Origin of the sequence: Neobacillus fumarioli NBRC 102428, from assembly GCF_001591485.1 — a bacterium.
Taxonomy (GTDB): domain Bacteria; phylum Bacillota; class Bacilli; order Bacillales; family Cytobacillaceae; genus Neobacillus; species Neobacillus fumarioli.
On the sequence record NZ_BCUZ01000023.1, the window covers coordinates 1 to 13,730 of the forward strand.

The window sequence follows — 13,730 nt, forward strand, 5'->3', positions numbered from 1 at the left end:
CAAAAAGGAGATGACCTTAAATGGCCGTTAATTTGTATGATTCCGCGTATGCGTTAGAAACAGCAATCCGCCAAAGTAATGAGTTTTTAAATTTGAAAAACAGTTACGATGAAGTAAATGCCGATCCGGCTGCGAAACAAATGTTTGATCAGTTTCGGCAAATTCAGATCAATCTTCAGCAGAAACAAATGATGGGTGAAGATATTTCCGAAACAGAAATTCGAGAGGCCCAATCCGTTATAGCAGTCGTTCAACAAAATGGGAAAATTTCACGATTAATGGAGGCAGAACAGCGCATGAACATGATGATTGGCGAATTAAACCAAGTCATCATGAAGCCGTTAGCTGACCTATACGGACAATTATAAGCCACTTTTGATTCTAAAGCCTCCTGTTCTATAAATGAGTGAAATATCATAAAAGTGATATAAGGAGAATCTCACCAAGAACAGGGGGCAACAACATGATTTATCGATTGCTGGCATTAAATATTGATGGCACGCTTCTTCAGTCGAATGGAAGGCTTCATAAAGCAACTAAGGAAGCCATTGAATATGTACAGCAAAAAGGAATCTATGTCACACTTGTTACATCAAGAAGCTTCCCGACAGCCAAAAGAACAGCCAAAGCATTAAAAATCAAATCTCCGCTCATTACCCACCAAGGCGCCCTAGTAGCAAGTGCCGAGGACAAAACCATTTATGTCAAAAGAATTAGTGAGAACATAACCTATGATACAATCCGCTTTCTCGAGTCGTTCCCATGCCAAATCCGTCTTGTCCATGAGAAGTTTTCGTTAGCCAATAAGTTTAAGCATCAGCATAATCTGTTAGGGAGGACCACGGTCACTCCCGGAGAGCCCATGTTCTATTCCCAGCAGTTTGTTTCCTCTCTAACTGAATATTTACATGATCAGCCAGTTGCACCGCCGAAATTGGAAGTGTATTTTGAAGAAAAACGTGATTTAGACGATGCGAAAAAAGCACTCGAAAGCATGTTTATCGAAATTGAAACAATCCAAGTAAATGAATTAAGAATGGATATTGTTCCTGCAGGCGTTTCAAAGCTGGCTGGCCTGACCTATCTAGGGGACCTGCTTGGATTTGATCTAAAAGAAATGGTGTATATTGGTGACAGCCTTGATGACATACCTTTAATCGAAGCGGCTGGTCTTGGCGTATCCATGTGGAACGCACCTTATGAGGTGAAAAAAGCATCAGACTGGGTAACAAGATCGGAAAATGAACAGGGTGTGGCCTATATGGTGAAAGAACACTTTAGAAAGCAGCAGCCGATTGAGTTTTTAAGAAAGATGAAAATTATCAAACATTAATTTATTTCAAGATATCTTAGGATTCTGTCCTAGATATCTTTTTTTTGTTTAGTAAATGATTCCCATTATATTGACCTTATTTTGTTGATTTTGTACACTTAAGGAAGTTTATTTTAAAGAGAGTGATTTTATTTTGAGAATTTCGATTGTTGGATTGGAAGATGACAGATTTACGCGTCCATTAGAACTTATTGCTAATTTATTTTTTGAAGAATCTAAAGTTTTTATAGAAGGTAGTAAAGAAGCAGATGTACAAATAAATTTTACTCTAAAGGATTTGGAGAGTGCAGTTCGGGTTTCAGCTGAACTCAAAGACACGAATGGTAATATTCAATTCTCTGAATATCAAAAAGAGCTCAAACCGTACCATTCGGAAAAAGAATACTTCAAGCAAATAAAAAATGCTGTTTCGCATGTGTATTTAACGGTTCTTCAAGATTGGACGGGGATGATCCAAAAATGGGGGATTCTGACAGGGGTTAGACCGACAAAGCTGCTTCATAAGAAAATTCAGGAGGGTGTTCCGCCGGAAATTGCCCACCGCGAGCTGAAAGAAGAATACTTAATTAGTGATGAGAAAATTGAATTGATGCAGCAAATTGTCGATCGCCAGCTGGCCGTTATTCCAGACCTTTATTCACTGCAAAAGGAAGTCAGCATTTATATCGGCATACCGTTCTGCCCGACAAAATGTGCCTATTGCACCTTCCCAGCCTATGCCATTAATGGCCGCCAAGGTTCGGTTGATTCCTTCTTAGGCGGACTTCATTACGAAATGAGGCAGATTGGGGAATGGCTGAAGAAAAAGGGAATCAAGATTACCACTGTTTACTATGGAGGAGGCACGCCGACAAGCATCACTGCTGAAGAAATGGATATGCTGTATGAAGAAATGTATACATCATTCCCTGATGTCAAAAACATACGGGAAATTACCGTGGAAGCCGGCCGCCCCGATACGATTACACGGGAAAAACTAGAGGTATTGAAGAAGTGGAATATTGACCGGATCAGCATTAATCCGCAATCTTATACACAAGAAACTCTAAAAGCAATCGGCAGACACCATACAGTAACAGAAACAATTGAAAAATATCAATTGGCAAGAAGTATGGGGATGAATAACATTAATATGGATTTAATTATCGGCCTCCCAGGCGAGGGAACACAAGAATTTGCCCATTCGTTGGCCGAAACGGAAAAATTAATGCCGGAATCGCTGACCGTTCACACATTGTCATTCAAGAGGGCATCCGAGATGACCAAAAACAAAGAAAAGTATAAAGTAGCTGACCGCACGGAAGTAGAACACATGATGGAGCTTGCGCAAAACTGGACAGCTGCCCGTGGTTATGTTCCATACTATTTATACCGACAAAAAAATATTCTTGGAAATCTTGAAAATGTCGGCTATGCACTCCCAAATCAAGAAAGTCTTTATAATATCATTATTATGGAAGAAACTCAAACCATTATCGGTCTTGGCTGTGGCGCTTCTAGCAAGTTTATCGATCCAGTGACAGGCAAAATCACGCACTTTGCCAATCCAAAAGATCCAAAATCTTATAATGAAAACTTTAAAGCTTATACAGATAAAAAAATAAATATTTTGGAAGAACTATTTTCCGAAAAAGGATCCCCTGCTTGATTTTAAGCAGGGGTTTTTTGGGCACCTATTTGGATATGCAGAAAATTATAATTCAAATTTTTACGATTTCACTAATAAAAGGGAGAAATCTGCAGATATTTTTCTAAAATTCGCTGCTAAAAAGTGAAAATCCGTCGATAAGATCGATTTTATTCTTTACAGGCTTAGGAAAAGTAGCAAAATTTATGGAAATAGTCATACTCTTTAAAGGATATTTCCAGCGAAATGTCGAATATTTTATGATGTGGCACCATAGATTGCTTAAAGGATGAAACGTTTTCAATTGGAGGGATTTCGAGATGATGCAGACGCCTTTAACGTTGACACAAATGATGAAACGGGCAGAACAATTTTTTCCAAAGAAACAAGTCGTATCAAGAACCGCAAATAGGATTCACCGATTCACCTACAAACAAATAGCCGAAAGAACAAGACGACTTGCAGACAGTCTTAGCAAGTTAGGAGTTACAAAAAGTGACAAGGTCGGAACATTGGCTTGGAACCACCACCGTCATTTGGAAGCTTATTTCGCCATTCCTTGTATGGGAGCAGTTTTGCATACCATCAACATCAGGCTTTCACCTCAACACATTTCTTACATTATCAATCATGCCGAGGACAAAGTTCTATTAGTTGATCCTGATCTGATCCCAATACTTGAACAATGCGCACCCGAATTAAAAACTGTACAGGCTTACATTATTATGACGGATGAAGACGATGTGCCGGAAACTACGCTGTCGCCAGTCTATCAATATGAAAAACTGCTGCAAGAAGCCAATCCTGAATATCAATATCCTAAAGATTTGAATGAAAATGACCCGGCTGGGATGTGCTATACTTCGGCTACCACCGGTAATCCAAAGGGAGTCATATATACGCATCGCGGAATCGTTCTTCACAGTTTGGCAATGGGGCTTGCGGATACTGCAGCGATTAGTGAAAAGGACGTTGCCTTAACAGTTGTTCCGATGTTTCATGTCAATGCATGGGGAATGCCGTTTGCCGGTGTATGGTTTGGCACTACTTTAGTGCTTCCGGGACCGAATTTCACCCCCAAATTGCTGGCTCAATTAATCGAGCAGGAACGGGTTACCATTACAAGCGGCGTCCCGACGATTTGGCTTGGCCTGCTGAAAGAATTGGAAGAAGGTTCATACGACCTAAGCAGCCTAAGAGGAATTTTATGCGGTGGGTCTGCAGCGCCAAAAGGAATGATCAAAACCTTTGAACAAAAATACAAAATTCCTTTCTTGCATGCATACGGGATGACAGAAACAAGCCCGCTTGCGCTCTTTTCCTCTTTAAAGAGCTACCAGGAAGAACTAGATTATGAGGATCGCTTGGAGCTACGAGCAAAGCAGGGAATCCTTGTTCCGGGGCTGGAAATGAAAATCATCGGCCAAAATGGCGAGGTTACATGGAATGGCAAGGAAATGGGTGAATTATGCCTCAGAGGGCCGTGGATTGCTTCCGAATATTATAAGGATGATCGGTCAAAAGACGCCTTTCATGACGGCTGGCTCCATACCGGGGACGTTGTGACGATTGATGAAGAAGGCTTTGTGAAAATTGTCGACCGGACAAAGGATGTAATTAAAAGCGGAGGCGAATGGATTTCTTCCGTTGATTTGGAAAACGCGTTAATGGCACATGAAGCCGTGTTTGAAGCAGCGGTCGTCGCTGTCCCCCATGAACGTTGGCAAGAGCGGCCTGTTGCGTGTGTAGTTTTAAAGGAAGCCTATAAAGACAAAACAACGAAAGAAGAACTGCTAGATTACTTAAAACCACAGTTTGCAAAATGGTGGATCCCGGATGAAATCTTATTCCTAGAGGCAATCCCCAAAACTTCTGTAGGTAAATTCTTGAAAATGGCATTAAGGGAACAAATTCAAAATGAAGTTCTAAAATAAAATCGATATGAAGGGCAAAGGATGTTTCTTTGTCCTTTTTGATGAAAATTCAATATATTAGGAAAATTATTGTGAAATCCCTTACTCTTCCGATATAATAGAGTGGAGGATAGAATATGGGAGGGGTTGGCATGGAAGCCAATTTTGTAACGGATAAGGTAAATATGATGGTAGAAGGCAGGGTGGCTACGATTGAAATAAATCGGCCTGAAAGCTTGAATGCCATGGACGTCGATGTCATTAAAGGACTCGTCAGCAATTTAAAAGAAATCAGCGAATCCGATGAGGTGGATCTTGTCGTCTTAACTGGAAAAGGCAGAGCTTTTTCCTCGGGAGGTGATATCAAAACCATGCTGTCGAATTCGGATGAGGGTGAGTTCTCGCCGGTAATGGATTCAATCAGCGAGCTGATTGTGACACTTTACAGCATGCCCAAACTTACAATCAGTGCCGTCTCCGGTGCGGCAGCAGGTCTTGGATTCAGCTTGGCTCTGGCGACAGACTATATCCTTGCCGATCAATCTAGCAAACTAGCAATGAACTTTATTGGGATCGGGTTAATTCCTGACGGCGGGGCCCACTTCTTTTTAGAAAAGAAATTAGGAGAAACAAAAGCAAAACAGCTCATCTGGGACGGAAAAATGATGAGCGCCGACGAAGCGTTTGCCCTTGGACTCATCCAGGAAGTAGCGGAAGGGGACATTCAAGAAGCATTACATAAACGAATAGAAGATTGGTTAAGCCGCCCGGTTCAGGCGATGATCAAAACGAAAAAGATTCTTGCCGAAAAGAACCGCCCGCAACTTTTGAAAATTCTAGAACTGGAGAAACAAGGACAAGGGAAAATGCGGAAAACACAAGACCATCAAGAAGGAATCAGAGCATTTCTTGAAAAAAGGAAACCGCATTTTATTGGGAGATAACAATAAAATAAAGAAGCCGATCTTGGCTTCTTTATTTTTAACCTACGGATGAAAGAGTAATAGTTTTCCGCTAGGAGAAATGCAGCGATGGGTTTTTTCCAATAAGTTTTTTTCTTCCAATATTTGTTCGCCCTGCTTCTTGGCAGCATCATCATTCTCAGCTTGGAAGGCTTCATCCAATAGCTTTTCTCCATTTGCTTCAAAGGCTGTTAATTTATACGTTTTCACCCCATAATCCTCCTTAAAAAATGATAGCTATTATTATTTTCCCATAATTCCTACAATTATGCAAAATAAAATGAAACTGTTTTGCAACCATAACGTACTAATATTTAGAGAGGAGTGATGATTCATGGTTCTAATGCTTGATCATGTAACAAAGCGTTTCGGGACATTTACAGCTGTTAATGATTTATCTTTAACGATTCCTGAACACGAAATGTTTGGCTTTTTAGGAGCAAATGGAGCAGGCAAAACGACAACATTTCGAATGGTTCTTGGGCTGCTCGATCCGAGCGATGGAACAATAACTTGGAAAGGAAAGCGGCTTGATTATTCCACCAGCCATCTTATCGGCTATCTGCCAGAAGAACGAGGACTTTACCCTAAACTGAAGGTACGCGACCAAATTGTCTATTTAGCGAGATTAAGAGGGATGAGAAAACAAGAAGCATTGAAGGAGTTGGCCTATTGGCTCGAGCGGTTTAAGGTTCCAGAATATGAGAATAAGAGGGTAGAAGAACTATCCAAAGGAAACCAACAGAAAATCCAATTCATTGCCGCCTGTATACATAAACCGGAGTTATTGATTTTAGATGAGCCATTTAGCGGGCTTGATCCGATCAATGTCGAACTGTTAAAGGCAGCAGTCTTAATGCTGAAAGAACAGGGAACGACAATCGTGTTTTCCAGTCACCAAATGCATCATGTGGAGGAAATGTGTGAGCATTTATGTATTTTGCATCGCGGTAAACCGGTTGTTCAAGGAGGCTTAAGAGAGATTAAGAGGGCATTTGGGAAAAAGAATCTCATCATACATGCAGATTTTCGGCTTGATTTCCTGAAAAACTTTCCTGGAGTTGTAAAAGCAAAAACTACGATGGAAGGAATAGAATTACAAATTTCCGGAGAACAAACAGCAGAAGACATTTTAAAGGATATTGTCGGCCGCGGCTTCATCCGCAAATTTGCCCTTGAAGAAGCATCGCTAAATGATATTTTTATTGAGAAGGTAGGTGACTCCTTTGAATAATTTTTGGATCATCTTTTTTCATACTTATTTAAACAAGTTGAAATCCAAATCGTTTATCATCACGACCATTTTGTCAGTGGTGCTCATGCTGCTTTTAACGAATATTCATCATATTATCGATCTTTTTAACCATAATGATGGAAAAGAAAAAGTGGCCGTACTTGATGATACAGGGCAACTTTACCGGCCTTTTAAACAACAGATGAAGACGATTAATCATAAAATGATTCTAATTCAATATAAAGGAAGTGAAAAAGAAGCAGAAGCAGCTGTTAGAAAGGGATCATACGATGCAATGATTCAACTAAGCTTTACTAAACAACAGCAGCCTAAAGCAGTGGCTAAAGCCAAGAGCATTGCCGATTCCGAATTATTTACCAATCTTGAGCAGGGCATGCAGCAGCTGAAAACGATGGCCGCAGCCGCAAAACTTCATTTAACACCTGAACAGCTGCAGAAATTTTATGAACCGGTTTCATTTAAGAAATCGGCCCTCGAGAAAAATGCCAAGACAGAGGAACAATTAAATCAGGCAAGAGGAATTGTTTATGTTCTGTTATTTGTTATTTATTTTTCGGTAATAATGTATTCCAACATGATTGCCATGGAAGTGGCCACAGAAAAGACTTCTAGAGTGATGGAAATCTTAATTTCCAGTGTTTCACCAATTAAACAAATGTTTGCGAAAATACTAGGGATCGGTTGTTTAAGCCTAACACAGTTAGCCGTATTTCTAGGGGTTGGCTACTATTCTTTGAAAAGCAACATGGAATTTTTCAAAGGCGGTTTTTTTGATGTTTTTGGGTTCAATGAGATTCCGGCAGCCACTATTATGTATGCAGTTATTTTCTTTATCCTCGGATATTTTCTGTATGCTACACTGGCAGCATTTTTGGGCTCCCTCGTCAGCAGGATTGAAGATGTGCAGCAAATGATCACCCCGATGACCATGCTTGTGGTGGCCGGCTTTATGATTGCCATGTTTGGACTTAGCAAACCGGATGCCCCGTTTATCACGATTACATCTTACATTCCGTTTTTTACGCCGATGATTATGTTTTTACGCGTTGGCATGCTGTCGATTCCGGCGTGGCAGGCAATCATCGGAATCGCCATTTTGGCTGCAACGATTGCTTTTTTAGCCATATTCGGTGCAAAGGTTTACCGCGGAGGCGTATTAATGTACGGGAAGTCCAATTCTTATAAAGATATTAAAAAAGCATTGCAGTTAACAAAGAATGAATAATGTAGGATCGAGCTTTACCGCTTTAAGGTAAAGCTTTTTTGTATAAGAACGTGCATTCGTATTTTGAAAATGGTAAAATAAATTGAAGAATGATGAGAGGGAATTTTAGAATGAAGCAAATATCATTTATTCATGCAGCGGACCTTCATTTGGACAGCCCAATGGCTGGCTTGAAGCATTTGCCTGCTGAACTCTTTAATAGGACAAAAGAAAGCACCTTTACCAGTTTGCAAAAACTTACACAAACAGCCATTCGGCTTCAGGTTGATTTTGTCATTATTGCCGGAGACATATTTGATGGCGAGGATCGCAGTTTAAAAGCACAATCACGTTTTAGGAAGGAAATGCTTAAGCTTGAGGCAGAAGGGATTCCAGTCTATGTTGTCCACGGCAACCACGACCATTTAAACGGCTCTTGGGTTCATCTCGATATGCCGAAAAATGTTTACGTATTTCCAAGTGAAGTAGAAACAATGAAATTAACGACAAAGAGCGGAGAAATTGTACATTTATACGGTTTCAGCTATCCGGTTCGGCATGTGGTAGATCGGAAAATTACGGAATACAAAAAACAGGAGGGAGCAGATTTTCATATCGGTATTCTTCACGGCAATGAAAGCAGCGGAACAGAACATGAGAATTATGCTCCATTTACGATCAAGGAACTGGAAGAAAAAAACTTTGATTATTGGGCATTAGGACATATCCATAAACGGATGATCCTGTCAGAAACGCCGCCTATCATCTATCCGGGAAACATCCAAGGAAGGAACAAGAAAGAAACGGGTGCCAAGGGTTTTTATCATGTCATTCTGTCAGATGTTGAAACAAAAATGGAGTTTTGCGAGGCTTCCGATATCATTTGGGAGGAAGTACACATTGATGCTTCTTCAGCACACCATTTTCATGAAATCCTAAAGCTATGCCAAGCAGCAATCCAGCAATTTCGTAAAGAAAACCAGGGAACTTTTTTAACCATATACTTGAACAATGTTCAGATAGAAGATGCGCTTGAAAGGAGGAGCCTTGACCATAGTTTGTTGGAACTGCTCCAAGAAAATGAGAAAGACGAAGAATCCTTTGTGTGGGTTGTCGAATTAATCACGGTACAAAAACAGCAAATTGACAAAGAGCAATTGAAGAAAGAGGCCAATTTTTATACGGAGCTTTTCAGCATAATTGAACATTACGAACACAAAGACCGAGCGCTTGCTCCGGTTTATGAACACCCTTTAGGCAGAAAATATGTATCTCCCCTCGCTGAGACGGAGCAAAGAGAATTAATCCAACAGGCAGAAAAGCTACTGATCGAATTACTTTATGAAGAATAGGGAAGGAGGGAGTTGTTTGAAAATTGAAGAACTTTACATATATGGGTATGGTCAATTAGAGAATGTTCACATTGCAGGCTTGTCCAATTTTCAAGTCTTTTTCGGCGAAAATGAAGCCGGAAAATCGACCATCATGGCGTTTATTCATGGGATTTTATTCGGTTTTCCAACAAAACAACAAGCAGAACTGCGTTATGAACCGAAAGGTGGCACCAGATATGGCGGAAGAATAAAAGTAATTCACCCTAAATTCGGCGGTGCTGTCATCGAACGAGTTAAAGGAAAGGCATCCGGGGACGTAACCGTCGTTTTGGACCATGGCCTAACTGGCGGTGAAGAACTTCTTAAAGAGTTATTAGCGAATTTTGATAAAAACTTATTTCAAGCGATTTTTTCTTTTAACTTGCAGGGACTTCAAAATATTCATCAGATGAAGGGAGAGGACATTGGAAGATTTTTATTCTCTGCCGGAACATTAGGTACTGAAAGACTATCAAAAGCGGAAAGCTTCCTGCAAAAAGAACTTGATCTCCGCTTTAAGCCAAGCGGAAAGAAGCCGTTGTTAAATGAAAAACTGCAGGAAATGCATGAAGTCAGCCAGGAATTGAAAAAAGCGGCAGCGAAAACAAAGGAATATGAGGCCTTAACAGGAAGAAGAATCAACCTCCAGCAAGAAATGAAATCGATCAGTGAAAGAATCCGTAACCTGCAAGAAAAAGCCGATAAGTTGAATGAATGGAAACGAATCGAGCCGCTTGTAAAAGAAGAAAATTGGATCAAAAAAGAATTGCAGAATATCGGCGAAATTCATTTCCCGGCACGCGGAATTGAACGAATCGAAACATTAGCCCAAGCGATCGATCCCGTTGAAGCCGAAATGAACAGCTTATCAGAAAGAATAAAACAGTTAAAAAAAGATTTGGCTAGATTGGAGCCGAACCAAGAACTTCTTGAACATGAACCGGCGATTTTGGCACTGCTTGATCAAGTGCCGCTATACGAACAATTGAAACTGGAAAAGCAGAAATGTGAAACAAAATTAGCGGAATTCAGTGAAAAAATTTCCGTTATAAAGGAAAAGCTTCACCTTTCGTTATCTGAGGAAGATTTGTTGTCTATCAACACAAACATTTATATGAGAAACCAGGTGGAGACGATCTCACGGAAAAGCGAAAAACTTGCGGAAACGAAGGAAGAATTGGAAGAACGTTATCAAGAGGCAAAAAAGAAACTCGAAGAAGCAGAAAAATCAGTGGAGTCGATAAAGAACTTATGTTTGTCCCAGGAGGAAAGGCAGAATCTTGAAGAACAGATCAATCAAGAAAACGATAAAAAAAGTCTTGAAATCGAATTAGCGGCAATACGGGACAAAATTGAATTTTATATGCACACAGAAAAACAAAATAAAGCTGCTAAAGAAAGGCAAAAACTGCAGCATATGATTTTTGCAGTCATTCTAGCTGCTCTAGTCTTCTATGGTTTATTGACAAAGCAATGGGTATTGTTTCTAATAGGGGCTGGAGGATTTGCCGCCGTTGTATTTTTGATCAGTAAAGTCTTGCGGCAATCTGCTAGCAAAGGATTGGACCAATCTTTGCATGGCCTGATGGAAAAGGAAAAACAATTAAGCGAAAAGCTAAAATCGGTTAAGTATACAGACATCACGAAAACTAGAGAGCGATTAGAACTTGATAAAGAACGTCGGGAACAGCTGCAGATGCTCAAATTGCGGTTGAACGAGCAAGAATCCCAATTTGAAGCAGTCATTGCCCAATTTGAGGCTTGGGAATTGGAAATGTCGCTTCATAAAGAGAAATTAAAGACAATTGCGAAACAGCTAAAGATCCCTGAAACGATTGCCCATCAGTTCTTACTGGAGGCGTTTGGGCTTCTTGAACAATACAAAGCGATCATCCGGGAGCAGCAACAATTCAGGGCAAGGATGGCACAAATCAAAGAGCAAATGACGAAAATGGAAAAAGGGCTATTTGAGTTTGAAAACCGCTTTTTAGATGTCAGGGGAGGAGACCTGCATAAAACGGCTTATCTATTACGCAACAAGCTGAAAGAAGAACATGAAAAGCTTGTAAGAACCGAAGAGGGAAGGAAACTTCTCTTAAGCCTTGAAACGGAATTATGGCAAAAATCATTAGTGTATGAGCAGTTGATGACCGAACGCACAAGACTTTTTTCCGCCGCCGGGGTAGAAACCGAGCATCAATTCTATGAACTGGGTACGAAATTCAGAAAACGTGCTGAATTGTTAGAAAAACTAAGCAGCTTAGAGAGCCAGTTGCATTATTCGCCCCTTTCCGAACAGGAAAGAGAATATTTCTTAGATACGCTTCCTTCTGAACAATTAATAACAGAATATAATCAGGAAAGGGAATTTTTACAAGAAACATTAAAGCAACTGCACGAAGAACAGGCTGGTGTGAATTATGAGCTTCAGGCCATCGAAGAAGGCGGCATTTATTCCGATATACTCCACCACTATAAACAGAAACAATTTGAATTAAAGGAGGCAGTAAAGGAGTGGGCTGTCTACAGTCTTGCTGCTGACATTCTTTCAACAGCTATTGAACGGTATAAGAATACTCATTTGCCAAGGCTGCTGAAAAAAGCGGAAGGATACTTTCAATTCCTTACAAACGGGAATTATCAAAGAATTCATCTTCATACATCCGGTACCGGATTTTTAGTAGAGAGAAAGGATCGCTCTCTTTTTGAAGCAAATGAATTAAGCCAAGGCACTGCAGAGCAGCTGTATGTATCGATTCGGCTTGCGCTGGCAACAACCCTTTATGAAAGTTACTCATTTCCGATTATCATTGATGACAGTTTTGTTAATTTTGATACTGGAAGGACGCAGAAGGTAATCGAGCTTCTGAAAAGCTTAAAGGATTATCAAATTTTGTTTTTCACCTGTCATCCTCATTTGCTTGCCTTTTTCCAAAAGGATCAAATCCGTAAGTTAGAAAAAGGTGCTGTTTTAGAATATTTTATAGAGTTATAGTACGGTATGATATACTTTTATTATGGAGAAGGAGCGTGAATAGGTTGGCACAAGGTATTTTAAGTTATAGTGTTGGTACACAGGTAGACTTATTTTTATTAATTAAAAGTTCAACCAAAGGAATTGCCAGTAACGGAAAACCATTTTTAACCTTAATTTTTCAGGATCAAAGCGGGGAAATTGAGGCAAAGCTTTGGGACGCCAGTGAGGAAGATGAAAAAAATTATGCTCCGCAAACGATTGTAAAAGTGATCGGGGATGTCCAAAATTACCGGGGAAAGAATCAGTTGAAAATTCGCCAAATCCGAAGAACAGGCCCTGGAGATGGAGTGAAATTGGAAGATTTCCTCGAAACAGCGCCACTAAGCCAGGATGAAATGGTCAGCAAGCTGACACAGTATATTTTTGAAATGAAAAACCCAAACATCCAAAGGATTACCCGCCATTTAATTAAGAAGCATCAAAAAGCATTTTTGGAGTACCCAGCTGCAACGAAAAATCATCATGAGTTTGTTTCCGGACTTGCCTATCACGTTGTCAGCATGCTGGACCTTGCCAAGGCAATTGTTTCTCTTTATCCAAGCCTTGATAAAGATTTGCTATATGCAGGTGTCATTCTTCATGATATGGGGAAGGTAATCGAATTATCGGGACCTGTTTCGACAGTTTATACACTTCAAGGAAACTTGCTTGGACATATTACGATCATGATAAATGAAATCGGAAAAGCTGCAGAAGAGTTGGGGATTACCGGCGAGGAAGTATTAATCCTTCAGCATCTTGTGTTAAGCCATCATGGGAAAGCGGAATGGGGAAGCCCGAAACCACCGCTCGTAAAAGAAGCTGAAATTCTTCACTATATTGATAATCTTGATGCCAAAATGAATATGCTGGACCGTGCTTTGGAAAGAGTGCAACCGGGAGAATTCACAGAACGAATATTTGCTCTTGATAACCGCTCTTTTTACAAGCCGCTGTTTCACAAATAAAAAGTGCCTCCTTTCATGGAATAATAACATTTTTAATAGAATATGATGTAGTAAAAAAATGGACAAACATACTTGAAAG

11 protein-coding genes are annotated in these 13,730 nt (G+C 40.1%); 10 read left to right on the forward strand and 1 reads right to left on the reverse strand.

Features of this window, described 5'->3' with window-relative positions; translation table 11 throughout:
* The first annotated feature begins 20 nt into the window (after positions 1 to 20).
* The 5 genes from BFU02S_RS06040 to BFU02S_RS06060 all read left to right on the forward strand — a co-directional run bounded on the left by BFU02S_RS06040 (position 21) and on the right by BFU02S_RS06060 (position 5,817).
* Positions 21 to 368, forward strand: a complete 348-nt coding sequence (locus tag BFU02S_RS06040) for a YlbF/YmcA family competence regulator (RefSeq protein ID WP_066367952.1) — start codon at positions 21 to 23, stop codon at positions 366 to 368.
* Positions 369 to 463: 95 nt separating this feature from the next.
* Positions 464 to 1,333 carry a Cof-type HAD-IIB family hydrolase gene (locus BFU02S_RS06045; RefSeq protein ID WP_066367954.1) on the forward strand — a complete coding sequence of 290 codons (870 nt, stop codon included), beginning with the start codon at positions 464 to 466 and terminating at the stop codon, positions 1,331 to 1,333.
* A gap of 133 nt (positions 1,334 to 1,466) precedes the next feature.
* Positions 1,467 to 2,981 (forward strand): coproporphyrinogen III oxidase, encoded by a 1,515-nt coding sequence (locus BFU02S_RS06050; protein ID WP_066367956.1) that lies wholly within the window; start codon positions 1,467 to 1,469, stop codon positions 2,979 to 2,981.
* A gap of 299 nt (positions 2,982 to 3,280) precedes the next feature.
* Positions 3,281 to 4,894 (forward strand): long-chain fatty acid--CoA ligase, encoded by a 1,614-nt coding sequence (locus BFU02S_RS06055; RefSeq protein ID WP_066367957.1) that lies wholly within the window; start codon positions 3,281 to 3,283, stop codon positions 4,892 to 4,894.
* A gap of 131 nt (positions 4,895 to 5,025) precedes the next feature.
* A complete protein-coding gene (locus BFU02S_RS06060) occupies positions 5,026 to 5,817 on the forward strand; it encodes an enoyl-CoA hydratase (RefSeq protein WP_066368025.1) in 792 nt (263 codons plus the stop codon).
* Between the two features lie 42 nt (positions 5,818 to 5,859).
* Here the strand turns inward: BFU02S_RS06060 and BFU02S_RS06065 are convergent, their stop codons facing one another.
* Entirely contained in the window at positions 5,860 to 6,045 is a 186-nt protein-coding gene (locus BFU02S_RS06065; RefSeq protein ID WP_066367958.1) for a YhzD family protein, read from the reverse strand.
* A gap of 124 nt (positions 6,046 to 6,169) precedes the next feature.
* On the opposite strand from BFU02S_RS06065, the gene BFU02S_RS06070 reads away from it, so the two are divergent.
* The 5 genes from BFU02S_RS06070 (at position 6,170) to yhaM (ending at position 13,651) form a co-directional block, all read left to right on the forward strand.
* Positions 6,170 to 7,069 (forward strand): ABC transporter ATP-binding protein, encoded by a 900-nt coding sequence (locus BFU02S_RS06070; protein WP_066367961.1) that lies wholly within the window; start codon positions 6,170 to 6,172, stop codon positions 7,067 to 7,069.
* Positions 7,062 to 8,315 (forward strand): ABC transporter permease, encoded by a 1,254-nt coding sequence (locus tag BFU02S_RS06075; RefSeq protein ID WP_066367964.1) that lies wholly within the window; start codon positions 7,062 to 7,064, stop codon positions 8,313 to 8,315. The genes BFU02S_RS06070 and BFU02S_RS06075 overlap by 8 nt, the downstream gene beginning before the upstream one ends.
* 110 nt (positions 8,316 to 8,425) lie before the next feature.
* Positions 8,426 to 9,646: a metallophosphoesterase family protein gene (locus tag BFU02S_RS06080; RefSeq protein ID WP_066367967.1), complete on the forward strand. Its 1,221-nt coding sequence runs from the start codon at positions 8,426 to 8,428 to the stop codon at positions 9,644 to 9,646.
* 16 nt (positions 9,647 to 9,662) lie between these two features.
* Positions 9,663 to 12,662 carry an ATP-binding protein gene (locus BFU02S_RS06085; protein ID WP_066367968.1) on the forward strand — a complete coding sequence of 1,000 codons (3,000 nt, stop codon included), beginning with the start codon at positions 9,663 to 9,665 and terminating at the stop codon, positions 12,660 to 12,662.
* Between the two features lie 44 nt (positions 12,663 to 12,706).
* Complete coding sequence (gene yhaM, locus BFU02S_RS06090; protein ID WP_066367969.1) at positions 12,707 to 13,651, forward strand: 3'-5' exoribonuclease YhaM; 945 nt, start codon at positions 12,707 to 12,709, stop codon at positions 13,649 to 13,651.
* Positions 13,652 to 13,730: the final 79 nt, after the last annotated feature.